This is a genomic window from Cryobacterium sp. RTC2.1 (assembly GCF_035018685.1).
Lineage (GTDB): Bacteria > Actinomycetota > Actinomycetes > Actinomycetales > Microbacteriaceae > Cryobacterium > Cryobacterium glucosi.
This window is the reverse complement of record NZ_JASJXJ010000042.1, coordinates 1-25,361: the sequence shown is the minus strand read 5'-3', so window position 1 is coordinate 25,361 and position 25,361 is coordinate 1. Positions and strand designations below refer to the sequence as shown.

General features: G+C 66.7%; 24 protein-coding genes. 21 read left to right on the top strand and 3 right to left on the bottom strand.

The annotated features are described in order from the left end of the window. Positions 1-441 precede the first annotated feature (441 nt). Both QN357_RS07620 and QN357_RS07615 read left to right on the top strand, forming a co-directional pair. The gene (locus tag QN357_RS07620) at positions 442-972 is read left to right on the top strand and encodes a hypothetical protein (RefSeq protein ID WP_322135915.1); all 531 of its coding nucleotides are present in this window, start codon (positions 442-444) and stop codon (positions 970-972) included. A 193-nt stretch (positions 973-1,165) separates the two neighbouring features. After that, the gene (locus QN357_RS07615) at positions 1,166-1,438 is read left to right on the top strand and encodes a hypothetical protein (protein WP_322140792.1); all 273 of its coding nucleotides are present in this window, start codon (positions 1,166-1,168) and stop codon (positions 1,436-1,438) included. A gap of 522 nt (positions 1,439-1,960) precedes the next feature. On the opposite strand, the gene rpsT is transcribed toward QN357_RS07615, so the two are convergent. Beyond that, the gene (gene rpsT / locus QN357_RS07610) at positions 1,961-2,224 is read right to left on the bottom strand and encodes a 30S ribosomal protein S20 (protein ID WP_134446062.1); all 264 of its coding nucleotides are present in this window, start codon (positions 2,222-2,224) and stop codon (positions 1,961-1,963) included. Positions 2,225-2,465: 241 nt separating this feature from the next. Between rpsT and lepA the strand changes: the two genes are divergently transcribed. Genes lepA through hemW form a run of 3 tightly spaced genes read left to right on the top strand, consistent with a single transcriptional unit; the run spans position 2,466 to position 6,149 of the window. Then, positions 2,466-4,268, top strand: a complete 1,803-nt coding sequence (lepA, locus tag QN357_RS07605; RefSeq protein WP_323504720.1) for a translation elongation factor 4 — start codon at positions 2,466-2,468, stop codon at positions 4,266-4,268. A gap of 4 nt (positions 4,269-4,272) precedes the next feature. Beyond that, complete coding sequence (locus tag QN357_RS07600) at positions 4,273-4,920, top strand: DUF1990 family protein (protein WP_134446060.1); 648 nt, start codon at positions 4,273-4,275, stop codon at positions 4,918-4,920. Between the two features lie 2 nt (positions 4,921-4,922). Continuing rightward, a complete protein-coding gene (hemW, locus tag QN357_RS07595; protein ID WP_134446059.1) occupies positions 4,923-6,149 on the top strand; it encodes a radical SAM family heme chaperone HemW in 1,227 nt (408 codons plus the stop codon). 11 nt (positions 6,150-6,160) lie between these two features. Here the strand turns inward: hemW and QN357_RS07590 are convergent, their stop codons facing one another. Next, the gene (locus QN357_RS07590) at positions 6,161-6,529 is read right to left on the bottom strand and encodes a DUF4870 domain-containing protein (RefSeq protein ID WP_241975265.1); all 369 of its coding nucleotides are present in this window, start codon (positions 6,527-6,529) and stop codon (positions 6,161-6,163) included. An 81-nt stretch (positions 6,530-6,610) separates the two neighbouring features. Then, on the bottom strand, positions 6,611-7,030 hold the full coding sequence (locus tag QN357_RS07585) for a DUF4870 domain-containing protein (protein ID WP_241975264.1): 420 nt from the start codon (positions 7,028-7,030) through the stop codon (positions 6,611-6,613). A gap of 170 nt (positions 7,031-7,200) precedes the next feature. On the opposite strand from QN357_RS07585, the gene hrcA reads away from it, so the two are divergent. The 16 genes from hrcA (at position 7,201) to QN357_RS07505 (ending at position 25,258) form a co-directional block, all read left to right on the top strand. Then, positions 7,201-8,214 carry a heat-inducible transcriptional repressor HrcA gene (gene hrcA / locus QN357_RS07580; RefSeq protein WP_134446057.1) on the top strand — a complete coding sequence of 338 codons (1,014 nt, stop codon included), beginning with the start codon at positions 7,201-7,203 and terminating at the stop codon, positions 8,212-8,214. Positions 8,215-8,276: 62 nt separating this feature from the next. Further along, complete coding sequence (gene dnaJ, locus QN357_RS07575; RefSeq protein ID WP_134561406.1) at positions 8,277-9,389, top strand: molecular chaperone DnaJ; 1,113 nt, start codon at positions 8,277-8,279, stop codon at positions 9,387-9,389. A 4-nt stretch (positions 9,390-9,393) separates the two neighbouring features. Further along, positions 9,394-10,167: a 16S rRNA (uracil(1498)-N(3))-methyltransferase gene (locus QN357_RS07570; protein WP_322135910.1), complete on the top strand. Its 774-nt coding sequence runs from the start codon at positions 9,394-9,396 to the stop codon at positions 10,165-10,167. Positions 10,168-10,191: 24 nt separating this feature from the next. Then, positions 10,192-10,581 (top strand): HIT domain-containing protein, encoded by a 390-nt coding sequence (locus QN357_RS07565; protein ID WP_134558466.1) that lies wholly within the window; start codon positions 10,192-10,194, stop codon positions 10,579-10,581. A gap of 100 nt (positions 10,582-10,681) precedes the next feature. Next, the gene (locus QN357_RS07560; protein ID WP_134446126.1) at positions 10,682-11,698 is read left to right on the top strand and encodes a PhoH family protein; all 1,017 of its coding nucleotides are present in this window, start codon (positions 10,682-10,684) and stop codon (positions 11,696-11,698) included. Further along, complete coding sequence (ybeY, locus tag QN357_RS07555; protein ID WP_134446053.1) at positions 11,695-12,162, top strand: rRNA maturation RNase YbeY; 468 nt, start codon at positions 11,695-11,697, stop codon at positions 12,160-12,162. Before QN357_RS07560 ends, ybeY begins: the two co-directional genes overlap by 4 nt. Next, a complete protein-coding gene (locus QN357_RS07550; protein ID WP_322135909.1) occupies positions 12,159-13,487 on the top strand; it encodes a hemolysin family protein in 1,329 nt (442 codons plus the stop codon). Before ybeY ends, QN357_RS07550 begins: the two co-directional genes overlap by 4 nt. Beyond that, a complete protein-coding gene (era, locus tag QN357_RS07545; protein ID WP_134446051.1) occupies positions 13,471-14,373 on the top strand; it encodes a GTPase Era in 903 nt (300 codons plus the stop codon). The genes QN357_RS07550 and era overlap by 17 nt, the downstream gene beginning before the upstream one ends. 134 nt (positions 14,374-14,507) lie before the next feature. After that, a complete protein-coding gene (locus tag QN357_RS07540) occupies positions 14,508-15,770 on the top strand; it encodes an alpha/beta hydrolase (RefSeq protein ID WP_134446050.1) in 1,263 nt (420 codons plus the stop codon). Between the two features lie 5 nt (positions 15,771-15,775). Beyond that, positions 15,776-18,349 (top strand): bifunctional lysylphosphatidylglycerol flippase/synthetase MprF, encoded by a 2,574-nt coding sequence (locus QN357_RS07535; RefSeq protein WP_134446049.1) that lies wholly within the window; start codon positions 15,776-15,778, stop codon positions 18,347-18,349. Between the two features lie 115 nt (positions 18,350-18,464). Next, positions 18,465-19,760 carry a sensor histidine kinase gene (locus QN357_RS07530; RefSeq protein ID WP_322135907.1) on the top strand — a complete coding sequence of 432 codons (1,296 nt, stop codon included), beginning with the start codon at positions 18,465-18,467 and terminating at the stop codon, positions 19,758-19,760. After that, on the top strand, positions 19,757-20,449 hold the full coding sequence (locus QN357_RS07525) for a response regulator (protein WP_134446047.1): 693 nt from the start codon (positions 19,757-19,759) through the stop codon (positions 20,447-20,449). The genes QN357_RS07530 and QN357_RS07525 overlap by 4 nt, the downstream gene beginning before the upstream one ends. A 100-nt stretch (positions 20,450-20,549) precedes the next feature. Further along, the gene (locus QN357_RS07520; RefSeq protein WP_134446046.1) at positions 20,550-21,311 is read left to right on the top strand and encodes an ABC transporter ATP-binding protein; all 762 of its coding nucleotides are present in this window, start codon (positions 20,550-20,552) and stop codon (positions 21,309-21,311) included. Continuing rightward, positions 21,308-22,717, top strand: coding sequence for an ABC transporter permease (locus tag QN357_RS07515; protein ID WP_322135906.1), 1,410 nt, complete (start codon positions 21,308-21,310; stop codon positions 22,715-22,717). The genes QN357_RS07520 and QN357_RS07515 overlap by 4 nt, the downstream gene beginning before the upstream one ends. 224 nt (positions 22,718-22,941) lie before the next feature. Next, positions 22,942-24,714: a 2-isopropylmalate synthase gene (gene leuA, locus QN357_RS07510; RefSeq protein ID WP_134446044.1), complete on the top strand. Its 1,773-nt coding sequence runs from the start codon at positions 22,942-22,944 to the stop codon at positions 24,712-24,714. 34 nt (positions 24,715-24,748) lie between these two features. Beyond that, positions 24,749-25,258, top strand: a complete 510-nt coding sequence (locus tag QN357_RS07505) for a DUF2127 domain-containing protein (RefSeq protein ID WP_323504719.1) — start codon at positions 24,749-24,751, stop codon at positions 25,256-25,258. Positions 25,259-25,361: the final 103 nt, after the last annotated feature.

Here is a 25,361-nt window from a genome sequence, read left to right as displayed (position 1 = left end):
ATCACCTTCAACGGCCGACTCTCCATCCGCGACAACTAAAAATCAAACCCAGTTACACCGAAAACTTGACAGACCCCCACGCACGAAATTTCTCTGCGGGAGCCACGGGATTGCCGCACACATAGGTGAAGGAGGATTGAAATTAATGACTTGAGACGGCGTGAGAACAGTAGACACGAATTGCCACAAGGACACGGGACCGAATCCTATAGACAGATTTGCGACTATAGCTGCTGCCGTAGCATCGCAGTCGCCGCTCCAAAATGGTACTACGATCAGGCGTATTGCAAGGGCGATGTACAAGAATGGGTGGGAAGACTTGTGACCCTAAATCGGTGGAATAGACAAATTGTCATCGGTGCACTGTCGGTGGGGGCGTTATTGCTACTGTCGGGGTGCGCGGTGGTAGCCCCGGTAGTACCGGGCCCGACGATCGCCGCGATGCAGGATGCCGAACGTGACAGCCTCAATGCCGCGAGCTTGGCGCAAAGTTGGACAGACATCGTTTCACAATTTCCAGACGCCAAGAAGCCAGACCCAAGTGTCGTGAGGGTTCGCTATGTGACTCTGGATGACATGCCGGCCGTGAACGCAAAGTGTTTGACTGAACAGGGATTTCCTTCAACGGTCGATGCTGGCGGGGTGTCAACGCAAACGAGCGCTGGCCAAGAAGAAGCCATAATGTTGGCTCGCTACGTATGTGATATCGAGTATCCGCTTGACCCCAAATTCAACAAGCCATTCAACAAGTCTCAGCTGGACTATCTCTATGACTACGATGTGAACACGCTTAAGCCGTGTTTGGAAAAGGCGGGATACTCGATCCCGGAACCTCCCAGTCTTCAGTCATTCGAGGACAATTACGCCACGAGTGGGGCCTGGACTCCTTACCTTGGAGTAACACCTTCAGGTGACGGTTGGGCTGAGATAAATAAGACCTGTCCGCAAACGCCCGCGGGAATATACGGCTGAATGGCTCCAATTGAATTTCGAGCGTAGTGCTCCAGTCGAACAGTCGGACGTATCAAGAACCTCGGCAGCCGGGAAACTCGATCCGGCCGCCGGAATTAAAACGCGGTGGCCGACGTTATTTTCAGTAGGTCCATGCTCGTACCCTGAAATTAGGGGTTGTTGGTATCACCACGCTTCGCCTGGGAGGAACACAATGTCGACGTTGCTAAGGGAACTCAGCTTCAGTGAGCAGACAAACATATTGCGTGAACGAGCAAAGACTCTCGCGGAACTTGTGAAGAACACCCCAAATCTCCCTATTGAAACCCTGTTGGAATCTGCGGCATCAGCTCACAGCGTGGCTCCTTCCCAGATGATGTATGCCTTGAGCTTTGCGGACGTGAAGAATCTTGTAGAGATTGACTATGACGCAGGAACCGTGAGTCTTGTCGCGGCGAAGGTCATTGCGTCCCGCCGCGCGGCCTAGGCTGCTTCCGATGGTCAGGGAATGCGGCCCGGCTATCTAGCCGGCCCTCGCTTTCACTAGCAGATAGGCGCACCACGGAGCAGTCGCTACGGACGTCCTTCGGGTGCAACCTTTCTAAGGGACGATTGCAGGTTGCCCGGACAGCAGCAGCACATCGATGCGGCTAAAGCGGCGATACTGGAGCTCTCTCTCAGATCTCGTTCAACGACCGCGAGCCAAGACCTGCTCCAGGTACTTCTCGTCCGGGCCGCATCGTTCCGCGCACAAAGACGCACCGCAACGTCGATGAGCCCAGCCCTCATGCCTACTATTCCCGACGCTGAGCAGATCCTATGACAGCGCGCCGATTTGCTAGACCGAGATGAAGAAGAGCGGGACCGGCGAGCCTCATTCAGCTCGCCGGTCCCGCTCTGTAATATTCACTTGTCGTCCGGGATCCCGGACTAAATTCTTGTCACCCCAGCGTCAGCACCTCTTGCCGAGGTGGGCCTGAGGCGGAGGGCTTTTTGGGTGGTGCAGAGACTAGACGAGCGCGCCGACGGACTTGGCGAGCGCCGACTTCTTGTTTGCGGCCTGGTTGCGGTGGATGACACCCTTGCTGACGGCCTTGTCGAGCTTCTTCGACGCAATCGCGAGGCTGGCGACAGCCTTGTCCTTGTCGCCGGAGGTGACAGCGAGGCGCGCAGCGCGAACAGCGGTCTTGAACTCGCTCTTGACCGCCTTGTTGCGCTCCTGGGCCTTCTTGTTGGTGCCAATTCGCTTGATCTGCGACTTGATATTTGCCACGTTTATACGCTTTCGTTAGGTTCTTGTTCGGATGGGCCGCGTGGCGGTAGAGGGCGCCGTACGGCAAAATCGTGGTGGGGTGGGACCCAACACGCAAGCCAACAGGCAACGATACCAGTTAATCGGTCCGGCCGATAATCGGGTCGGCTACTCGGTCTCCCCGGCCGAACCGCGTTCGATCTGCCGCAGCGGAGACGGCGAAATCGGCGGCGGGCCTGAGCTATGGGAGAATTACCGGATCATGTCACCCAGACCCCTCACGGCGTTCCTGCCGGCCGCAACACCGCCGGCATTCATCCGTAACTTCTGCATCATCGCGCACATCGACCACGGCAAGTCCACCCTCGCCGACCGGATGCTGCAGATCACCGGCGTCGTCGACGACCGCCTGATGCGGGCCCAGTACCTCGACCGCATGGACATCGAACGCGAACGCGGCATCACGATCAAGAGCCAGGCCGTGCGGATGCCCTGGGAACTCGACGGCCAGGCCTACGCGCTCAACATGATCGACACCCCCGGTCACGTCGACTTCACCTACGAGGTCTCCCGGAGCCTCGCGGCCTGCGAGGGCGCCATCCTGCTCGTCGACGCGGCCCAGGGCATCGAAGCCCAGACCCTCGCGAACCTCTACCTGGCCCTCGAGAACGACCTCACGATCATCCCGGTGCTCAACAAGATCGACCTGCCCGCCGCAGATCCAGACAAGTACGCGAAGGAACTCGCGAGCCTCATCGGCGGCAAGCCGGAGGACGTGCTGCGCGTTTCCGGCAAGACCGGAATCGGCGTCGCCGAACTGCTCGACCGCGCGATGATCTTCGACTCGGTCTACGACAGCTACCGCGGCGTCGTCACCTACGTCCGTATGATCGACGGCAAGCTCAGCCCGCGCGAGAAGATCCAGATGATGTCCACCCGGGCGACGCACGAGATCCTCGAGATCGGCGTGACAAGCCCCGAACCGACCCCGAGCAAGGGTCTCGGCGTCGGCGAGGTCGGCTACCTGATCACCGGTGTGAAGGACGTCCGCCAGTCCAAGGTCGGCGACACCGTCACGACCGCGCTGCGCCCGGCAACCGTCGCCCTCCCCGGCTACACGGAGCCCAAGCCGATGGTGTTCTCCGGCCTCTACCCGATCGACGGCAGCGACTACCCCGCTCTCCGTGAAGCACTCGACAAGCTCAAGCTCTCCGACGCGTCCCTCGTCTACGAGCCGGAGACATCCGTCGCCCTCGGCTTCGGGTTCCGCTGCGGGTTCCTCGGGCTGCTGCACCTCGAGATCATCACCGAGCGCCTCGACCGCGAGTTCAACCTCGACCTGATCACGACGGCCCCGAGCGTGATCTACGAGGTCTCGACCGACGACAAGAAGTCCGTCACCGTGACGAACCCGAGCGAGTTCCCTGACGGCAAGATCGCCAAGGTCGAGGAACCGATCGTCAAGGCCGCGATCCTCGCGCCCAAGGATTACGTCGGCGTCATCATGGAACTCTGCCAGGGCCGCCGCGGCACCCTGCTCGGCATGGAATACCTCGGTGAGGACCGGGTCGAGATCCGCTACACGATGCCGCTCGGCGAGATCGTCTTCGACTTCTTCGACCAGCTGAAGAGCAAGACCGCCGGGTACGCCTCGCTCGACTACGAACCGATCGGCTCGCAGGAGGCAGACCTGGTCAAGGTCGACATCCTGCTGCAGGGCGAGCAGGTGGACGCGTTCAGCGCCATCGTGCACCGCGACAAGGCATACGACTACGGCGTGCTGATGACCGGGCGGCTGCGGAAACTCATCCCACGGCAGCAGTTCGACGTTCCGATCCAGGCCGCGATCGGAGCCCGCATCATTGCCCGCGAATCGATCAGCGCCATCCGCAAGGACGTCCTCGCCAAGTGCTACGGCGGCGACATCTCCCGCAAGCGCAAGCTGCTCGAGAAGCAGAAAGAGGGCAAGAAGCGCATGAAGATGGTCGGCCGCGTCGAGGTGCCGCAGGAGGCCTTCATCGCCGCGCTCTCGGGGGACGAGCCGGCCAAGAAAGAGAAGAAGTAGGCGGATGCGGCGTTCCACCTTCACCGACGCGGCCGTGACCTATGCGGCGATCGGCGGCACCCTCGCCCCCGATCTGCTCCGGTACCCGCCGCGCGGTTACCGGCCGCTCGAACGCACCGTTCGCCTCGGCAGCGGTGAAGAGCGGTTCCGGACCGCTGCCGCGCTCCTGATGACCTGGGGCGTGCAGCTCGGCAGTGGCATGACCGTCACCGACCTCCAGCAGAGCACCGGCGTCCAGTACTCCGGGATCGTGTTCAACGCCGACGGCACCCCCTCGGTGAACCAGGAGCACCCGGTCGACGAGGCGACGTTCGCCGACGACGGCACCCCGTACATCGTCAACGGCATGTCCGCGCGCCTCTCGGTGGCAGTGGGCCCGTTCACCGTCGACTCGCCCGTACGTGTCGTCTACGTCATCGACGAGACGGACCGCATCGGTTTCGGCTACGGCACCCTTGACGGCCACCCCGCGAGCGGCGAGGAGGCGTTCATCGTCGACCGACAGGCCGATGACTCCGTCTGGCTGACGATCCGGGCCTTCTCACGTCCGAGCACCTGGTACTACCGGCTCGCCTGGCCGATCGTCCGCATGCAGCAGGCCAAGTACACCGCCCGCTACCTGCGCGCCCTGCACCCGGTCGGCGCGGTCTGACGATGGGCAGCGCCCTTCCCCTCGGCGATCCGGCACCGCGCGACGGCCTGCTCCCGGCATCCGCCGCCGTCGGGGCATCCGAGCGCGACTTCGGCGTGTACCTGCATGTGCCGTTCTGCCGGGTGCGCTGCGGCTACTGCGACTTCAACACCTACACCGCGACCGAGCTGCGCGGAGCGTCCCAGCACGACTACGCGGGCCAGGCCGTCGCCGAGGTCGAGTCCGCAGGGCGCATCCTCCGCGACTCCGGGGTTCCGGACCGGGAAGCCGCGACGGTGTTCTTCGGCGGCGGCACCCCCACACTCCTGCCCGCTGTGGACCTGGTCCGGATGCTCGACTCCGTCCGCGACACCTGGGGCCTCGCGGACGGCGCCGAGGTGACCACGGAAGCCAACCCGGACTCCGTCGACGCCGCCTACCTCGACACTCTCGCCGCCGCAGGCTTCACCAGGGTCTCCTTCGGCATGCAGTCCGCCGTGCCCCGGGTGCTCGCGACCCTCGAGCGCACCCACGACCCGGAGCGCATCCCGCTCGTCACCGGGTGGGCCCGCGATGCCGGGCTCGACGTCAGTCTCGACCTCATCTACGGCACGCCGGGGGAGACCCGTGCCGACTGGCGCGCGAGCCTCGAGCAGGCCATCGGCCTGTCCCCGAACCACATCAGCGCGTATTCGCTCATCGTCGAGGACGGCACGAAGCTCGCAAGGCAGATCCGCCGAGGCGAACTCGCCCCCGTCGACGAGGACACCCAGGCCGAGTTCTACGAACTCGCCGACGAACTCCTCGACGCGGCCGGCTACGGCTGGTACGAGGTCAGCAACTGGGCGACGGATGCCGCGCACCGGTCCAGGCACAACCTCGCATACTGGCGCAGCCAGGACTGGTGGGGGGTCGGACCCGGTGCGCACAGCCACGTCGGCGGCGTGCGGTGGTGGAACGTCAAGCACCCCTCCGCATACGCCGACCGGATCCTCGCCGGGGACTCACCTGCCGCAGGGCGCGAGACCCTCGACGACACGACCCGCGAGGTGGAGCGGGTCCTCCTGCTCACCCGCATCCGGGAGGGCATCCGGATCGACTCGCTCTCGCCGCTCGGTCGCCGCGAGGTCGCCGGTCTCATCGCCGATGAACTCGTCAACGCGAAAGCCGCCCTCTCCGGGACGGTCGAACTGACCAGGAGAGGACGGCTTCTCGCGGACGCCGTCGTACGGCGGCTTCTCGCGGATTAAGGTGCTGCGGTCTAGCTGACGAACTTGATGGTGAGCGGGTAGGTGTAGTACTCGCCCTTGTTGGCCGCGAGGGCCGCGATGATGCTGAAGACGACGCTCAAGACCCAGACGGCGGGCAGCAGCAGGAACCCGACCAGCGCCAGCGTCAGCACTCCGCTGACCACATAGGCGATGGCCAGGGTGATCTGGAAGTTGAGCGCCGTCGCCGCGTGCGCGCGGATGAACGGGCCGCGGTCCTTGAGCACGAGGTAACCGATGAGCGCGGGCACGAACTCGAAGAGGATTCCGCCCACGTGGATCAGGGTGGCCCACAAGCGTTCGTCCGACGGGTTCATCGGCGTAACGGGCTGGTAGGAATTGGCGGGGGGTGGTGTGGACATTCGGGCTCCTTGTACGCGTTATCTGGTTGTGCTGGTCCCGCGAGATACTCCGGGTGGTGTGAGGTTCCGCCGGTCGCCGCGCTACTTGATGAGACGCAGGGCGAAGGGGTAGCGGTAGGCCTGGCCGTCCTTCGCCTTCAGGAACCCGAGGATCGAGAAGATGATCGCCACGACCCAGGCGGCGAAGATGATCAGGGCACCGACGAACGGGAGGATCGAGCCGATCACGTAGAGGATGGCGATCGTGATCTGGAAGTTCAGGGCTTCCTTGCCTTCCTGGGCGGTGAAGCGACCGCGATCCTTGAACACGAGCCAGATGATCAGGGAGGGGAGCGGGCCGATGATGCCGCCGAGGTGCGCGAAGGACGCCCACTGGCGGTCCTCGGTCTCGGTGAGGGGAGCAGCGGCAACGGGTGTGGGTGCTGCCGGCTGGTATGGCTGCTGCGGGGGGCGCTGGCCCAGGTTCGGATCTTCGCCGTTGTTACCGGTTGAATTGCTCATCATCGTGCCTTTCCGTGCGGATGGAGGACCGTTACAAGACTCAAGGTACTGCGCCCAATCATCCGCTAGCAATGGGGGTGTCCCCGTGTGTCGCGATATGATTGGCAGTCAAACGCCGTGAGTGCCAAAGTCGCCGGCACCCAGTCACCCGGAAAGGAGGCGATTCAGTCATGGTTTCGGATCGCAGCCTCGAAGTTCTGCGGGTCATTGTTCAAGACTACGTCGCCTCGCGCGAGCCCGTCGGGTCAAAAACCATCGTTGACCGGCATTCCTTCGGAGTGTCGGCGGCGACCATTCGCAATGACATGGCTCTCCTCGAGGAGGAGGAGCTCATCATCGCCCCGCACACCTCCTCAGGGCGGATCCCGACCGACAAGGGGTACCGGCTCTTCGTCGATCACCTCGCCGATCTGCGCCCGCTCTCCGCAGCGCAGCGCCAGGCCATCGAGACGTTCCTCGGGCAGTCCGCAGACCTCGACGAGGTTCTCGCCCGCAGCGTCCGGTTGCTCTCCCAGCTCACCCACCAGGTCGCGCTCGTGCAGTACCCCTCGCTGTCTCGTGCGAGGGTGCGCCACATCGAGCTCGTGGCGCTCTCGGAGACCCGGCTCCTGTCCGTGCTGATCACGGATGCCGGCCGGGTCGAGCAACGCGTGATCGAGCTGCCCCGGCCGCTCGAGGAGCAGCTGCTGGTCCGCCTCCGCGCCCGCCTCAACGCCGCCGTGGTCGGCCTCAGCATGAGCGCAGCAGCGATCGCGCTCACGGATGCCGCCGACCTGGCCGGCGAGCAACCGGACGTTGTCTCCCTGGTCACCCTCACCCTTCGCGACCAGGTCGGTGCGAACCGGCAGGAGCGGCTGGTGATGGCCGGCGCCGCGAACCTCGTGCGCACGGAGGAAGACTTCACCGGGAGCATCTATCCGGTGCTCGAGGCCATCGAGGAGCAGGTCGTCCTGCTGCGCCTCTTCGGCGAGATGGCGACAGACCAGCATGGGGTGTCGGTGAGTATCGGCAGGGAGAACGCGCCATTCGGACTCTCCGAGACCAGCGTGCTGACCAGCGGCTACAGCTCGCAGGGTGGAGACCTTGCCCGCCTCGGCGTCCTGGGCCCCACCCGGATGGACTACTCGAACAACATGGCGGCCGTCCGTGCCGTCGCCCGCTACCTGTCCCGCCTGCTCGAATAGGCGAGTCCCTCGACCAGCCCCCACGCCGCACACCTACGAAAACAGACCTAGGAGAGCCAGCTTTGGCTGACCATTACGAAGTACTCGGCGTCGCACGCGATGCCTCCACCGACGAAATCAAGAAGGCGTACCGTCGCCTCGCCCGCCAGCTCCACCCCGACGTGAACCCCGGCGCGGATGCGTCTGAGCGGTTCAAGCACGTCACCCACGCCTACGACGTGCTGAGCGACCCGAAGCAGCGCGACAACTACGACCACGGCGGCAACGGCCGTACGGGCGGAAACGCCGGGTTCGACGGCAACTTCGGCAACTTCGGCGACATCTTCGAGACCTTCTTCGGAGGGGGCGGCGGCAGCCGTGGACCGAGGTCTCGCCGCGAACGCGGCCAGGACGCCCTGATCAGGGTCGAACTCGACCTCGACGAGATCATTTTCGGAACCCACCGCGACCTCGAGGTCGACACGGCCATCGTCTGCGCGACCTGCAGCGGAACCTGCTGCCAGCCGGGGACCGCCCCTGTCACGTGCGACATCTGCCACGGCACCGGCAACATCCAGCGCGCCGTGCGCTCCCTGCTGGGCAATGTGATGACCTCGAGCCCCTGCGGCTCCTGCCGCGGTTTCGGCACGATCATCGCAACCCCGTGCGTGACCTGCCAGGGCCAGGGCCGTGTCCGCGCCCGCCGCACTGTTCCGGTCGACATCCCCGCCGGCGTCGACACGGGCCTGCGCCTGCAGATGCCCGGGAGCGGAGAGGCCGGACCTGCCGGCGGCCCCAACGGCGACCTGTACCTCGAAATGAAGGTCCGCCACCACGACGTGTTCAGCCGCGACGGTGACGACCTGCTCTGCACCCTCGACGTGCCCATGACGGATGCGATCCTCGGCACGACCACGACGGTCAAGGCCCTCGACGGCGACATCACCGTCGAGATCCGTGCCGGAGTGCAGGGCTCCGAAGTCATCACGGTCAAGGACCGCGGAGTCTCGCGCCTCCGCGGCAATGGCCGCGGCGACCTCAAGGTCGGGATCCACGTCGTGACGCCGACCAAGCTCGACCACAAGGAGAGGGAACTGATCGAACAGTTCGCCGCGAAGCACAAGTCCCCGGCTCCCGCGCTCAGTGCGGTGCAGCAGGGACTCTTCGCGAAGCTCCGCGACCGGTTCCGCGTCTAACCGGATGGCGCACTTCTTCATCGACGAGTCCCTCCGCGCGGAGGACTGCCCCGTCGGAGCCGTCGCGACCATCACCGGTGCCGAGGCCAGGCACGCGGTCACCGTGAGCCGGGTCCGGCCGGGGGAGCACCTGCTCGCCGGGAACGGGTCCGGCCTGCTCCTGGAGACGACCGTCGAGGAAGCGGAGACCGGACGGCTGGTCCTGCGGGTCGACAGCGCGCGGAACATCGCGAGGCCGAGCCCGCGCATCCGCCTTGTTCAGGCACTCGCCAAGGGCGACCGCGACGAGATGGCGGTGCAGGCCGCGACCGAACTCGGCGTCGACGGCGTCGTTCCGTGGGCGGCCGCCCGCTCGGTGACGCGCTGGGAGGGCCAGAAGGTCGCCAAGGGACGGGAGCGTTGGCGCGCCATCGTACGCGAGGCGTCCAAGCAATCGATCCGGCCCTGGCTTCCCGAGGTCGCAGACCTCACGAGCACCAAACAACTCGCCGTGCTGGCGCGGGGCACGCGGATGCTGCTCCTCGAGCCCACCGCCGACATCCGGCTGACCCGGTTGCCGTCGATTGACGACGCGGCCGACGCGGCCGATTCCCAGGCAACCGCGGCGCGGGACATCGTGCTCGTCGTCGGTCCGGAGGGTGGCATCGCCGCCTCGGAACTCGAGATGCTCGAAGCCGCCGGGGCCGTGCGGGTGCGCCTCGGCGACACCGTGCTGCGCACGTCGACGGCCGGGCCCGCCGCCCTCGCCGTGCTCAACGCCGCCCTCGACCGGTGGTGACCCCCGGCAGGTTAAGATAGGACCATGTCAGAAACCGGCGCAGAACCCTCCGTCTTCAGCCGCATCGTCGCGCGCGACATCCCCGCGACCATCGTCGCCGAGACCGAACGCATCATCGCATTCGTCGACATCAACCCGCAGGCCCCCGTGCACATCGTCGTCACGACCAAGACGGAGGCGTACCGCAACGTCGTCGAACTCGCCGCCGGCGACCCCGGACTCCTTGCCGAGCTCGTCGCCGTCGCCGGGCGGGTCGCCACCGAGCTTTCCGACGGCCAGTTCCGCCTCGTCTTCAATACCGGCGCCGCCGCCGGACAAACCGTGTTCCACGTCCACGCCCACGTGCTCGCCCTGAAACCGTCGGAGGACGGGGCGACCGGCTCGCTCGGGGAGGGAACACTTGGTTCCGTCTGAGCTGTCTGAGCCGTCAGAGAAGTCCGTGCCGTCCCTGCCCTCCGGTGCGCTCCCGTCCGAAACGACGGTCGAGACCCGGATCCTCATCGACGGGGTCGCCATGGTGCGCCTCCTCGGCGCGCAGGACCGGCTGCTCGGCGCGATCGAGAAGGAACACCCCGCGGTCAGCGTGCACGTCCGCGGCAACGAGATGACGCTCTCCGGTGAGCCGAGCCAGGTCGCCGCCGCCCGCCGTCTGATCGAAGAATTGCTCGTGATGATCCGCGAGGGCCGTGACCTCGCGCCGGCCGAGGTCGAGTCGAGCGCCCGCATGCTCGGCGAGGACAGCACCTCGAGCCCCTCCGTTCGCCTCGGGCCGCCGATCCTCACCTCACGGGGCAAGAGCATCCGCGCGAAGACGATCGGCCAGAAGGAATACGTCGATGCCATCGACACCGACACGATCGTTTTCGGGATCGGCCCCGCCGGAACCGGCAAGACCTACCTCGCGATGGCGAAGGCTGTCCAGGCCCTGCAGCGCAAGGAGGTCGACCGGATCATCCTCACCCGTCCGGCCGTCGAAGCGGGGGAACGCCTCGGCTTCCTGCCCGGCACCCTGACCGACAAGATCGACCCCTACCTGCGTCCGCTCTACGACGCGCTCGGCGAGATGATGGAGCCGGAACTCCTGCCGAAACTGCTCGCGGCCGGCACGATCGAGGTCGCCCCGCTCGCCTACATGCGCGGCCGCACCCTGAACAACTCCTTCGTCGTCCTCGACGAGGCGCAGAACACCACGCCGGAACAGATGAAGATGTTCCTCACCCGGCTCGGCTTCGGGTCGAAGATGGTCGTCACCGGCGACGTCACCCAGATCGACCTGCCCGCAGGCACGAGCGGGCTGCGCCTGGTGACCCGGGTGCTCGACACGGTCGACGACATCCGCTTCGTGCGCCTGACGAGCGCGGATGTCGTACGCCATTCCCTCGTCGGCAGGATCGTCGACGCGTGGACCGAATACGACGCACTCAGGCAGGCGCAGCGCATCGAAAGCGAACAGGCCCACGAGTTCGTCAAGCGCGGCCCAGAACGACCCGGCGGCATCCGCGACCGCTTTCCGAAACGGAGACCCTCATGAGCATTGAAATCAACAACGAATCCGACATCCCGGTCGACGAGGTCGCGCTCCAGCGCCTCGCGGCCTTCGCCCTCGACACCATGCACGTGCACGCCGACGCCGATCTCGCGATCCTCCTCGTCGACGAGGGCGCGATGGAGCAGTTGCACGTGCAGTGGATGGATGAACCGGGGCCCACCGATGTCCTGAGTTTCCCGATGGACGAACTCAGGCCGGGCACAGAAGACGCCGAAACACCGGCCGGCCTCCTCGGTGACATCGTGCTCTGCCCGCAGGTCGCCCAGGGCCAGGCCGAGACGGCCGGGCACTCGACCCTTGACGAGCTCCTCTTGCTGACCGCGCACGGGATCCTGCACCTTCTCGGCTTCGACCACGCGGAGCCCGACGAGGAGAAGGAAATGTTCGGGATCCAGCGCGACATCCTGATCGGCTTCGCCATGCAGGAACGCCGCCGCGCGCGATGAGCATCGGGTGGTTTCTCGTGGCGGCCATCGTCCTGGTCGCCTTCGGCGGCCTGATGGCCGCCGTCGATTCCGCCATCCTCGCCCTCTCCCGCGTCGACATCGCCGAGCTCGCCGAGACCCACCGGGCGAAACGGTCCCTCCGCGCGATCTCCGCAGACACCGGCGCCCACCTCAATGCGATCAGCTTCATGCGGATCATCGCAGAGACGACCTCCGCGGTGCTCGTGACCCTCGTCTTCGCCACCACGATCGAGCAGCTCTGGCTCGCCCTCGTGCTGTCCGCGGCCCTGATGACGGCCGTGTCGTTCGTTCTCGTGGGCGCGAGTCCGCGCAGCGTCGGCAGGGCGCACCCGGACGGGTTGCTGGCCGGGACCGCGCCGCTCGTGCACTTCCTGCGCGTACTGCTCGGGCCGATCGCGAACGCCCTCGTCGCCCTCGGCAACCGGGTCACCCCGGGGCGCACCCGGCTCGCGACCTTCACCTCGGAAGACCAGCTGCTCAGCATGGTCGACGAGGCCACCGAGCTCGACGTCCTCGAGGAGGACGACCGGGAACTCATCCACTCGATCTTCGAGTTCAACGACACCGTCGTCCGCGAGGTCATGATCCCGCGCACCGACATGGTGACGATGGAGGTCGATGCCTCCCTCGGCGAGGCGATGGGCCTCTTCCTGAGCAAGGGCTTCTCCCGAGTGCCCGTCATCGACGGCGAAGTCGACGATGTCACGGGCATCGTGTACCTCCGCGACGTCGCCCGGCTCGTCTACGAGCGACCGCCGAACATCGAGAGCCTCACCGTCGGCGACCTCGCCCGGCCCGCCGTGTTCGTCCCCGAGTCGAAGAAGGCCGACGAGCTCCTCCGGCAGATGCAGCTCGAGTCTAACCACCTCGCGATGGTCGTCGACGAGTATGGTGGCATAGCGGGCCTGGTCACGCTTGAAGACCTGATCGAAGAACTCGTCGGCGACATTTCCGACGAGTACGACCGTGATGTCGTCGAGGTCGAAGACCTCGGCCACGGCCGGTTCCGGGTCAGCGCCCGGCTCCCGGTCGATGAACTCGGCGAACTGTTCGACCTCGAACTCGACGACGACGAGGTCGATTCGGTCGGCGGACTGCTGGCCAAGGCCCTCGGACGACTGCCCGTTGCCGGGTCGGTCGCACGAACGAGCGGGCTGGTCCTCACCGCGGAACGCACCGAGGGCCGCCGCAAACGGATCAGCACAGTGCTGGTCCAACGAGACGAAGCGCTGATCGAAGTGCAGACCGCATTCCTCGGAGTGACGGACGATGAGGGAGTAAACGGCCATGACCACAGAAAATGAATTCCGGGCGGGGTTCGTGTCGTTCGTCGGCCGACCCAACGTCGGCAAGTCGACCCTCACCAATGCCCTGGTCGGTGAGAAGGTCGCCATCACCTCGTCGAAGCCGCAGACGACCCGGCGGGCCATCCGCGGGATCGTGCACCAGAAGGACGGCCAGCTGATCCTCGTCGACACGCCGGGCATCCACAAGCCGCGGACCCTGCTCGGCGAGCGACTCAACAGCCTCGTCCAGTCCACCCTCGCCGGTGTCGACGTGGTGGGCCTGTGCATCCCCGCCAACGAGCCGATCGGCCCGGGGGACCGCTTCATCAACGAGCAGCTCGACAACTTCCCGCGCGCCCGCAAGGTCGCGATCGTGACCAAGATCGACCTCTCCTCGAAGACGAGCGTCGCGAACCAGCTGCTCGCGGTGTCCGCACTCCGGGACTGGGAAGCGATCGTCCCGATCTCGTCGACGAGCCGCATCCAGCTCGACATCCTCGCCGCCGAGCTCCTGCGCCTCCTGCCGCTCTCCGACGCCCCGCTCTACCCCGCGGATGCCGTCACGGACGAAAGCCTCGAATCGCGCATCTCCGAGTACATCCGTGAGGCGGCGCTCGAGGGCGTCACCGACGAACTGCCGCACTCCATCGCCGTGACGATCGACGACATCATCGAACGCGACGACCAGGAACTCGTCGAGGTCTACGCCAACCTCTTCGTCGAGCGGGACAGCCAGAAAGGCATCATCATCGGCAAGTCAGGCAGCCGGCTCAAGGACGTCGGGGTGCGGGCGCGCAAGCAGATCGAACCCCTCGTCGGCAAGCGGGTCTTCCTGTCCCTCCGGGTCAAGGTCGCCAAGGAATGGCAGCGCGACCCGAAGCAGCTCGGTCGCCTCGGGTTCTAGGGGTTCGTCGCCCTGAACCTTTGCTGGGGACGGGCAGGCCTGCCAGCATCCTTCCCTGAGCTATTGCTCAGAACCCGCGATTTGGCGGGAAGGCCATCCCTCGGAGTGTGAGGGTAGGGAGGGAGGAAACCGAAATGGCCGCATTGCTTGACACCAGCATCGTTGCTGGGCCCGTCGTCGTGGTCCTCTACGTTCTTGCCGGACTCGCCGTCCTCCTCGTGCTCGTCCGCCGGTACAGCGGAATCGTCTTCTTCCGTGTCGCCGCGAGTCTCTCAGCAGGGGCGCTCTTCGGCTGGGTGCTCGCCTGGCTGACGAGCGATGTCTGGGACCTGTTCGGTGTGTCGCTGTCGATGGTGACCCGCGGCTGGGTCGTGGCCGTCTTCGCCGGGATCGGTCTCGCGATCAACAGCCTGACCGGCCGTGGCTGGCGGCGGGGCGTCGCGATCGCCCTGATTCCGCTCTGCCTCCTCGCCGCCGCGGCCGGCATCAACGCCGACTTCGGGCAGTACACCACGGTGCGCGCGGCACTCGGAGTTCCGCTCTACGGAGCACTCGACGTGGGCGCGACCGCCGCAACGGCGAGCAGCGTGGGGGAGACCGCGGGCAGCATCGGCACCGTCACGATTCCGGCAACCGTATCCGGCTTCGACGCCCGCCCGGCCATCGTGTACCTGCCGGCCGCCGCCCGCACGGCACATCCTCCCGTGCTCCCCGTCGTCGTGATGCTCTCCGGCCAGCCGGGAACACCGGCAGACGTCTTCACCGCAGGGAAACTCGACGCGATCCTCGACACGTACGCCGCCGCCCACGCCGGCCAGACGCCCATCGTCGTCGTCCCTGACCAGTTGGGGGCAGCGGACCGCAACCCCATGTGCGTCGACTCCGTGCTCGGCAACAGTGCCAGTTACCTCACTGTCGACGTGCCCGCATGGATCCGGTCCACCTTCTCGGTCGCCGCAAGCCCCGCCGGGTGGACCATTGCGGGGTTCTCCCAGGGCGGCACCTGTTCCATCCAGCTCGGCGCCGCGCACCCGGAGCTCTTCGGCACCATTCTCGACATCTCAGGCGAGCTCGTGCCCAGGAACGGGGATGCCGCCCACACGATCCAGACCGCGTTCGCCGGCAGTGCCACCGCTTACGCGGCCGCCGCGCCGGCCGCGATCCTCGCTGCGCACGCCCCCTATTCCAACCTGCACATCATCTTCGCCGTCGGGGCAGGTGACACGCGTTTCCTGGCCTGGGCGAACACCCTCGACGCCGCGGCGACCGCGGCCGGCGCAGGCACGGACCTGATCGTCTCGCCAGGGACCGCGCACGACTGGCACACCGTGCAGTTCGCCTGGACGACCGCTTTGCCGCTGATCGCGGCCCGCACCGGACTCGCGGTGACCCCGTGAACGCCATGTCGACGTCCACCGAAGGCTCCCACGGTGCCGGCGGAACAGCCGAAACCGGGTGGCTCTCCCGGGCCGGAGCCGGTCTCGCCGTGACCATCCGGGTCGTCTGGCGACGGCTCAGGACACAGCCGGTGTCCCTCGGCTACGCGCTCATCCTGCTCGTCCTCGCACTCTCGACGGGCATCGTCCAGGGGCCGTCGCGGTGGATCCGGCTCTGGTTCGGGACCGGATACGAGTCGGTCATCGACGGCGGGCACTGGTGGTCGCCGATCACGAGCGTGTTCCTCGTGGACAATCTCGCGGAACTCCTGCTCGCGATCCTCGCGACCCTCGTGGTCCTCGGCTATGCCGAGCATCTCCTCGGCAGTGGCCGAACGGTCATCGCCTTCCTGTCGACGGCCATCCTCGGCACCGGGATCGGTCTCCTGCTCCAGGACGCGGGTGTCGCGAGCGGAGAGATGTGGTCACGGGGCGTCAGCGAACTCTGGGCGCTCGACCCGTTCACGCCGATCTTCGGCACGATCATGGCGGCGAGCAGCTTCGCAGGGCCGCTCTGGCGGCGACGCATTCGCGTATTCACCCTGATGGTTGCCCTCGTGCTCGTGCTCTACTCCGGCCAGCCCTCAGACGTGTACCGCCTTCTCGGGGCCCTCGCCGGTCTCGCGCTCGGGGCCGTCTTCCGGCCCCGGCGGATCGACCTGACCTGGCGCCGCAGTTCGCACCGCGAGACGCGGACACTCCTCGCGTCCGTGCTCGGCATCCTCGCCGTCGGCCCGGTCATCACGATCTTCTCCGGAACGCGCTTCGGCCTCCTCGCTCCGCTCGGACTCCTGCTCACCCAGGGCGTGCCCTCCGTCACCGATGTCGTGGACCGGTGCCTCCTGGGCGATATCACCCGGCAGTGCGTGCACGAACTAACCCTCGAGAGGGTCGCCGGCGTGGGGCCGGTGCTCGTCTCGCTGCTGCCGCTCCTCACCCTTCTTGTCGCCGCCTTCGGAGTCCTGCGGGGCAGACGATTCGCGGCCTGGCTCGCGATCGTCGTGAACACCGGCATGGCCGTTCTCGGCGCCTGGTACTACGGCCTCCTGCCGATCTCCGGCCAGCCGTACGTCTGGCACTGGCGCTCCTTCCAGTACTGGGAGGTCGCCGTCGTGCTCGTCGTGTCGGTGCTGGTTCCGCTTGCAACTGCCGTGCTGATCATCGTGAACCTGCGTCGCTTCCCCGTGCGCAGCAGGCCGGGCAGGCTCCGCCGCTTCTTCGTGACGACCGTGGTCTCCTTCTTCGGCCTCGCGGCCGTGTACGTCATCGGGGGACTCGCGCTCAGCGACCGGTTCACCCCCGCCGTGAACCTCGTGGACCTCGTCAGCGACGTGCCGGAGCGGTTCATTCCCGTCGGATTCCTCCGACTCGAACGACTCTCCTTCCTGCCGACCGACTGGGCGTCGACCTTGCTCTACCAGTGGGTCGGACCGGTGTTCTGGGCGATCGTCATCATCGGGGCGATCCAGTGCATGCGCAGCACCGTCGCCGGCGGCCGGAGCGACGACGCGGCCCGGCTGCGGGCCATCCTCAGCAGGGGCGGTGGAGGCTCCCTCGCATACATGACCACGTGGGAGGGGAACTCACTGTGGTTCAACGCTTCCGGATCGACCGCGATCGCGTATCGCGTGGAGGCCGGCGTCGCCATCACCACGACGGAGCCGGTCGGACCCGTCGAAGACGCCGCGCGGGCGATCGCCGACTTCGCCATCATGTGCGACGACCACGGCTGGGTCCCGGTCTTCTACAGCCTGCACGGCAGCTGGCAGGCGACCTTCGCCCGGATGGGCTGGCAGACCATGGGGATCGGCGAAGAGACGATCCTGAGGCCCCGGACCTGGGACACAACCGGGAAGAAGTGGCAGGACATCCGCTCGTCGATCAACCGGGCGGAACGTGCCGGAGTGCGCGCGGAATGGACGACGTACCGCGCGCTTCCCGTGCTCGAGAACGTGCAGATCTCCGAGATTTCCGAGCTCTGGGTGCAGGAGAAGGAACTCCCCGAACTGGGCTTCACCCTCGGCGGACTCGACGAGCTCCGTGACCCGGCGGTCCGGCTCATGCTGGCGATCGACGAAGGCCAGGTCGTGCACGCGGTGACGAGCTGGCTCCCGAGCTACCGGGACGGGAAGGTGATCGGCTGGACGCTCGACTTCATGCGGCGGCGCCCGGACAGCATGAACGGTGTGATGGAATTCCTGATCGCGCAGACCGCCCGGCAGATGAGCGAACAGCCGGAAATCGAATTCCTGAGCCTCTCCGCGGCCCCGCTCGCCCAGACCGGCGCGGGCGACGGAGACAACCGGGCGTCGAGCCTCGCCTCCCGGTTCATCGACTTCCTCGGGCGCAGCCTGGAGCCCGTCTACGGGTTCCGTTCGCTCCTCGCCTTCAAACGGAAGTTCCAGCCCGAATTCCACCCGCTCTTCATGGCCTACCCCGACCCGGTCGCCCTTCCTGCGATCGGGCTCGCACTTGCACGCGCGTATCTGCCGGCTCTCTCCGTGCGGGAAGCCCTTGCTTTCGCCAGGAGCCTGACCTGACCTGACCTGACCTGACCTGCCGGGACTACATCGCTCGGAGGATTTCCGGTTCACTCAGGGATGACGTTCCTGCGGCGCCCCCTGGCGGTCCGGCACGGGGTCGTAGGCTGGGAGGATGGTCGAGCCGGGAGTGTCCACGCGTGTCGCACGGTACCGCTGGATCCGTGTGATTCCCCGTCGTTCGCTCGCCCTCGACATCGTCATCGCCGGCCTCTTTTTCCTGCTCCTTCTCCTGGTCGACTCGGGCAGCCCCGCGACCGTCCTCGTCCTGGTCGGGTTCGCTGCGGCGCTCGCGGTGCGCCGGTTCTCGCCGGCCCTGGCCCTCACCCTCGCCTGGCTGGCCGCGACCGGACAGATGCTCGCGGGCGAGCCGGTGCTCGGCGGTGACGTGGCCGTCCTGGCCGTGCTCTACGTCACGGCGGCCTATGCCGGACCGGCCACGCGCAGGGCCGGCCTGATCTCGGTCGCCGTCGGCGCGCTGGTGGCCGGGGTCTACCTCGCGGTCGCACAACGCGGCGTGGGACACCTCGGAACAGTGCTCGCGCAGGGGGACATCGGCGCCCTGGTCTGGTCGACGGCGATGCTGACCTTTGTCAGCCTGGCCGTTCTCGGCCTCTCCTGGACCCTGGGTCTGCTGAAGCGCTCCCGGCAGGCCGCAAGGGACAGCAGATTCACCCAGTACCGCGCCGAGGAGGAGCAGCGCCAGGCCCAGCGTGCCGTGGTCGTCGAACAGGAGCGCAACCGCATCGCCAGGGACATGCACGACGTCGTCGCACACTCGCTTGCCGTGGTGATCGCCCAGGCCGACGGCGCCCGCTACTCGAGGGCGAAGAACCCGGACGCCGTCGACGAGGCGCTCATCACCATTTCCACAACCGCACGGGAGGCCCTCGGAGATGTCCGGATCCTGCTCGCCCGGCTGCGGCAGGACGTGGTCAGCGGACCGCAACCCGTGCTCGCCGACCTCGACCGCCTCGTCGAGCAGATGCGCGGCACGGGACTCGACATCCACTGGACGACGACCGGCACGCCGGCCACGCTCGGCTCCGGCGCCCAGCTCGCCGTCTACCGGATCGTGCAGGAGGCGCTCACCAACGCACTCCGGCACGGTGACACCAGCCGGACCGTGGCTCTCCGACTCGACTGGACCACCGACTGGGTCGCGGTGACGATCAACAATGCCCTCCGGATCGCGCCGTCCACCGTGGCCCCAGGGGTGGCCGGCGTCGGGGAGACGCACGCGGTGGAGATCGGCCACGGCCTGCCCGGCATGCGGGAACGGGCGCTCCTCGCCGGCGGTTCGCTGACCGCAGAGCCCGACGAAGGGTACTTCCGCGTCGCGGCACACCTGCCGGCCATCATGGCGGGGCCCGTCGTGCGTCCGGTCCAGGCCACGGACGTGCGTGCATGAGCGAGGTCGCGGCGGCGGACGCCCCGCGCATCCGTGTCGCCCTGGTCGACGACCAGGCGCTCTTCCGTGCCGGGATCCGGATGCTGGTATCTTCGCAGGCCGACCTCGAGTTCGTCGGCGAGGCGGGCAGCGGCGCCGCTGGCGTCACCATGGCGGCCGCAGTCAGTCCGGACGTGATCCTGATGGACATCCGGATGCCCGTGATGGACGGGATCGACGCGACCGTCGCCATTCTGGCCGCGGCCGAGGCTGCCGGCGTGATGCCGCCGCGCATCGTCGTCCTCACGACCTTCGAACTCGACGAAAGCGCGAGCAGGGCTATCCGGGGCGGGGCGAGCGGCTTCCTGCTCAAGGATGCGGATCCCGAGTTCCTGCTGGCCGCAATCCGTACCGTGCACGCGGGCAACGCCGTCATCGCAGCATCGGCGACCCGCGAACTCTTCGCCCACTTCGACGCGCCGGCCCCCGCGCAGCCGGTGGAACCCGAGGCCTTCGGCACACTGACCAGCCGCGAACGCGACATCTTCGCCCTTGCTGCCCTGGGCCTCAGCAACGCGGAGATCGCGGCGCGTGAATTCCTCAGCGAGGCCACCGTCAAGACGCACATCAGCCGTATCCTCTCCAAGCTCATCCTCCGCGACCGGGTTCAGCTCGTCGTGTATGCCTTCCAGCACGGCCTCACGGAGTAACGAGCGGATGACCCGGTCCGGCCGGTAGTCATCCCCTCGGCATCCGGGATACCTCTGCTGCCCGATGCGGTGAGGGGGGAGCGATTCCTAGCGTTGAAGCATGGAAATCACATCTGCAGAACTCGGCCTCGCGGCCAGAGTCACCAACCTCTGTAAAACCTATGGATCAGCCACCACCTCGGTAACGGCGCTCGACGACGTGTCCATCGGCATCCGTCGTGGCCAGTTCACGGCGATCATGGGACCGAGCGGCTCGGGCAAGTCCACCCTGATGCACATCATGGCGGGACTGGACGAGGCAGGCTCCGGTCGGGTTTGGCTCGGTGATACCGAGATCACCGGCCTGGGCGACTCGGAACTGACGGTCCTGCGCCGCCGCCGGATCGGCTTCATCTTCCAGTCGTTCAACCTCGTCCCGACGCTGGACGTGCGGGGGAACATCACCCTGCCGTTCGCGCTCGACGGGCGGCGGCCGGATGCGGCGGAGAAGGACTGGATCGATCAGCTCACCGACTCCCTCGGCCTCGGCGACCGGCTCAGGCACCGTCCGCACGAGCTGTCCGGTGGCCAGCAACAGCGAGTGGCCATCGCGCGGGCCCTGGCCACCAGGCCCGAGCTGGTCTTCGCCGACGAGCCGACCGGGAACCTCGACTCCCGGAGCGGGCGCGAAGTGCTCACCCTGCTCAAGGCGGCGAGCACCGGCTACGGCCAGAGCATCGCCATGGTCACCCACGACCCCATCGCGGCCAGCTTCGCCGATCGCATCCTCTTCCTCGCGGACGGCAGGGTCGTCGAAGACCGGGAACGGTCCACCGCCGAAGAGATCTCCGGCATCATGCTCGGCATGGAGCAGTGCGCATGAGCGGCAGCGAAACCGCCAGCGCCACCGGGCACGCCGGCCGTGGTGCGAGCCTGGTCGTGGCGGCGCTCGCATCGGCCTTCGGGGTGCTGCTCCTGGAAACGACGAGCGTGCTCGCCACCGTCGTGAGTGGCAATGACGTGTCCCGCATTGCAGCGGTCCGTGCAGCCCTCTCGATCGTCGCATTCCTGTTCATCACGATTGCGGTGTACGTGAGTGCGATCGTGACCACCAACACGGTGGCCACCGTCATCGCCGGTCGGACCCGCACGATCGCGCTCATGCACCTGATCGGGTCGAGCGCGGGTGACCAGCGCCGCGCCGTGGCCCTCGACGGGCTGAAGGTGGGGCTCGCCGGAGCCGTGCTGGGCGCCGCCGCCGGCATCCTGCTGAGTTTCGCCGGTGTCCGGCTTGCCTTCGGCGCCGGGCTGATCCCGGATCTCGGCTACCGTCTCCTCGAGCCCTTGCTCGCCTTGCCCGTCGTCATCGTCGTGTTGTCCACCTGGTGCGCAGCGTGGGTCGGGTCTCGCCGGGTCCTCACCGTGAGCCCGATGCAGGCTGTCGGTGCAGCACAGGAGCGCACGCTCGAAGAGTCGGCTCGGCGCCCGGGCCGCAATGCCTTCGCGATCGTGCTGATGGCCACGGGCGTACTGTTTCTCGCCGGGGGAGTCTGGGCCGGGCAGGTCACGGAGTACGGCGTGCTGCTGGGACTTGCCGGCGGCCTGCTCTCGTTCACCGGCCTTGTGCTCGGGTCGCATCTGATCATGCCGCCCATGTTGAGCCTGGTCGGCCGGTTCCTGGGCGGCAGCGCGCCGGCCCGGCTTGCTGTCGCGAACGCCAGTCAACACCCGGAGCGCAGTGCCCGCACCACTATCGGACTGGTCATCGGGGTGACGCTCATCACCATGTTCGCCGTCGCGGGATCGACCTTCGAAACCATGATGCAGCCGCTGATGGACGACCCGGTGACGCGTGCGGCCGTCTCCGAGACGGTGTCGACCAGCCTCGCCGTGATCTCAGTGCTCGTGGGCTTCAGCGCCCTGATCGCCGCAGTCGGCATGATCAACAACCTGGCACTGAGCGTGCTGCAGCGTTCTCGCGAGATCGGCCTGCTCAGGGCCCTCGGTTTCACCGGCAGGCAGGTTCGCGCGATGATCCTCGCCGAAAGCGTGCAGATGACCGTGGCGGCCGTCACCCTCGGCCTGGTGCTCGGGGTCGCATACGGGTGGGCGGCGGCACAATCACTGTTCGGATCCGTCACCCATGCCGGTCTGGTGGCGCCGTCGATTCCGTGGCTCCTCGTCACCCTCTGCGTGGTCGGTACCGCCGTGCTCACCGTCGGGGCGACGATCCTGCCCGCTCGTCGGGCGGTGTCACTGGCGCCGATTGCGGCCCTCGCCGCCGGGTGAGACCGGTGGTCCTGCGACGGATGCCGCGCCCGCGACGGGAGCGCGGCATCCGTCGACCGCCGCTTCAGACTCTTCTCAGGATGCCGGCCGGAAATCGGTGTTAGCATTCCCTTGTGTTGTTCGGTCAGCTCCTCCTTCGCTGCCGCGACGAGTCCTAATCTGAGGCCTCCCTCGTCGCGGCGTTTGTTGTTGGCTATCCCAACCCCAGCGAGGAGATCACGATCATGAGAAACAACCAGTCCGCATCGACGATGCCGATCCACAAGTACCGTCCGTACCACGAGCAGTTCGCGGTCGACCTGCCCGATCGCACCTGGCCCTCGAAGCACATCGAAGTCGCACCGCGCTGGTGCGCCGTCGACCTGCGTGACGGCAACCAGGCGCTGATCGACCCGATGAGCCCTGAGCGCAAGCGCATCATGTTCGACATGCTCGTGCGCATGGGTTACAAGGAGATCGAGGTCGGCTTCCCGTCGGCCAGCCAGACCGACTTCGATTTCGTGCGCAGCCTCATCGACGAGGATGCCATCCCGGACGACGTCACGATCCAGGTGCTCACCCAGGCGAGGGAACACCTGATCCGGCGCACCTACGAATCGATCGCCGGCGCCAAGCAGGCCATCGTGCACCTCTACAACTCCACGAGCGTGCTGCAGCGCGAGGTCGTCTTCCGCGAGGACAAGCAGGGCATCATCGACATCGCCCTCTTCGGCGCACGCACCTGCCGCGCTCTCGAAGCGACCGTCCCCGGCACGACGATCTACTACGAGTACTCCCCGGAGAGCTACACCGGCACCGAACTCGAATTCGCGGTCGATGTCTGCAACCAGGTCATCGCCGTCCTCGAGCCGACCCCGGAGCGGAAGGTCATCATCAACCTGCCTGCGACCGTCGAAATGGCCAGTCCCAACGTCTACGCCGACTCGATCGAGTGGATGTCCCGGCACCTCGACCAGCGTGAGAACGTCCTGATCTCCCTGCACCCGCACAACGACCGCGGCACCGCGATCGCGGCGGCGGAGCTCGGCTACCTCGCCGGCGCAGACCGGATCGAAGGCTGCCTCTTCGGCAACGGCGAACGGACCGGCAACGTCGACCTCGTCGCCCTCGGCATCAACCTGTTCACCCAGGGCATCGACCCGCAGATCGACTTCGGCAACATCGACGAGGTCAAGCGCACCGCCGAATACTGCAACCAGCTGCCCGTTCCCGAACGCAGTCCCTGGGCAGGAGACCTCGTCTTCACCGCCTTCAGCGGGTCGCACCAGGACGCCATCAAGAAGGGCTTTGAAGCCATGGCGGCGGATGCCGCGGCGCAGGGCCGATCCGTCGACGAACTCCAGTGGGCGGTTCCCTACCTGCCGGTGGACCCGAAGGACCTCGGTCGCAGCTACGAAGCCGTGATCCGGGTCAACTCGCAGTCCGGCAAGGGCGGCGTCGCTTACCTGCTCAAGACCGACCACTCCCTCGACCTGCCCCGCAAGCTCCAGATCGAGTTTTCCGGGGTCGTCCAGTCCAAGACGGATGCCGAGGGCGGCGAGGTCACGAGCGAGCAGATCTGGGAGATCTTCAACGACGAGTACCTGCCGAGTTCCAGTGGGCAGCCCGACGACAAGTGGGGCCGGTTCGAACTGTTCTCCACGCGGACCTCGAGCGATCTGGGCGGCCGTGTCGACCTCACGGTCGACCTCCGGGACGACGACGGAGTCGAGCGCGTCGAGGGGGCCGGCAATGGTCCGATCGCCGCGTTCCTGGGAATCATGGCCGAGCGCGGCATCGCGATCACGCTCTACGACTACGTCGAACACGCCATGTCCGCCGGCGGAGACGCCCTGGCTGCGTCCTACGTCGAACTCGACGTCAACGGCCGGCGCTACTGGGGTGTCGGCATCGACGCCGATATCTCGACCGCCTCGCTGAAGGCCGTCGTCTCCGCGGTCAACCGCGGCATCCGTGCGGTGGCAGGCGACCTCGCCCTGGCGGGTGTTCCGGCCTAGGAACCGGCTCGATCAGCGGGAAGGCAGGTATCCGGTGGCCTCGACTCCCACTGAGTCCCGACGTTCTCGGACGGTCACGGATCGCCTCTATTCCGTCGGAGTGGGCATCAAGGGCATCGACGGCGTGATCGAACTCGCCGCCGGACTCGTGTTGTGGGTGTCACCCGCCCTCGTCCACGCCCTGCTCGCGGGAGTAGCGGGCGAGGCGGGGGAGGGCGACTCCTCCGCCATGCGCTTCCTGGCGCAGTACGTAGCCCGGCTGGATTCCGAGCTTGCCGCAACGGGAGCCGGCTTCCTGATCGCCTTCCTCATCACCCACGGAGCCGTGAAGGTGGCTCTCGTCTACTGCCTCCTGCGCAAATGGCACCGGGCCTATCCGTACGCGCTGGGGATCCTGATCGCCTTCCTCGGCTACCAGCTCTACGCCTTCGTCCTCCGCCCCACAGTGGGCATGGCCGTCATCACCGCGCTCGATGCCGCAATCGTCGTTCTCGTCTACCGCGAATACCGTGAACTCAATCCGCGAACCGCCCGGCAGGTCTGATTCTCAGCGCCCCTGGACGATAGCGCCCCTTGACGATACGGATCCATGGGATGTGAGTCGGGGCATGCGAATCGGGGGGGGACGCCCCCCCCCCCGGCGGCCC

Coding starts and splice junctions, on each gene's coding strand:
- QN357_RS07620 (WP_322135915.1), top strand. CDS start 442: ATGCAGGATGCCGAACGTGACAGCCTCAATGCCGCGAGCTTGGCGCAA.
- QN357_RS07615 (WP_322140792.1), top strand. CDS start 1,166: ATGTCGACGTTGCTAAGGGAACTCAGCTTCAGTGAGCAGACAAACATA.
- lepA (WP_323504720.1), top strand. CDS start 2,466: ATGTCACCCAGACCCCTCACGGCGTTCCTGCCGGCCGCAACACCGCCG.
- QN357_RS07600 (WP_134446060.1), top strand. CDS start 4,273: ATGCGGCGTTCCACCTTCACCGACGCGGCCGTGACCTATGCGGCGATC.
- hemW (WP_134446059.1), top strand. CDS start 4,923: ATGGGCAGCGCCCTTCCCCTCGGCGATCCGGCACCGCGCGACGGCCTG.
- QN357_RS07590 (WP_241975265.1), bottom strand. CDS start 6,529: ATGTCCACACCACCCCCCGCCAATTCCTACCAGCCCGTTACGCCGATG.
- QN357_RS07585 (WP_241975264.1), bottom strand. CDS start 7,030: ATGAGCAATTCAACCGGTAACAACGGCGAAGATCCGAACCTGGGCCAG.
- hrcA (WP_134446057.1), top strand. CDS start 7,201: ATGGTTTCGGATCGCAGCCTCGAAGTTCTGCGGGTCATTGTTCAAGAC.
- QN357_RS07570 (WP_322135910.1), top strand. CDS start 9,394: ATGGCGCACTTCTTCATCGACGAGTCCCTCCGCGCGGAGGACTGCCCC.
- QN357_RS07565 (WP_134558466.1), top strand. CDS start 10,192: ATGTCAGAAACCGGCGCAGAACCCTCCGTCTTCAGCCGCATCGTCGCG.
- QN357_RS07560 (WP_134446126.1), top strand. CDS start 10,682: ATGGTGCGCCTCCTCGGCGCGCAGGACCGGCTGCTCGGCGCGATCGAG.
- ybeY (WP_134446053.1), top strand. CDS start 11,695: ATGAGCATTGAAATCAACAACGAATCCGACATCCCGGTCGACGAGGTC.
- QN357_RS07550 (WP_322135909.1), top strand. CDS start 12,159: ATGAGCATCGGGTGGTTTCTCGTGGCGGCCATCGTCCTGGTCGCCTTC.
- era (WP_134446051.1), top strand. CDS start 13,471: ATGACCACAGAAAATGAATTCCGGGCGGGGTTCGTGTCGTTCGTCGGC.
- QN357_RS07540 (WP_134446050.1), top strand. CDS start 14,508: ATGGCCGCATTGCTTGACACCAGCATCGTTGCTGGGCCCGTCGTCGTG.
- QN357_RS07535 (WP_134446049.1), top strand. CDS start 15,776: ATGTCGACGTCCACCGAAGGCTCCCACGGTGCCGGCGGAACAGCCGAA.
- QN357_RS07530 (WP_322135907.1), top strand. CDS start 18,465: ATGGTCGAGCCGGGAGTGTCCACGCGTGTCGCACGGTACCGCTGGATC.
- QN357_RS07525 (WP_134446047.1), top strand. CDS start 19,757: ATGAGCGAGGTCGCGGCGGCGGACGCCCCGCGCATCCGTGTCGCCCTG.
- QN357_RS07520 (WP_134446046.1), top strand. CDS start 20,550: ATGGAAATCACATCTGCAGAACTCGGCCTCGCGGCCAGAGTCACCAAC.
- QN357_RS07515 (WP_322135906.1), top strand. CDS start 21,308: ATGAGCGGCAGCGAAACCGCCAGCGCCACCGGGCACGCCGGCCGTGGT.
- leuA (WP_134446044.1), top strand. CDS start 22,942: ATGAGAAACAACCAGTCCGCATCGACGATGCCGATCCACAAGTACCGT.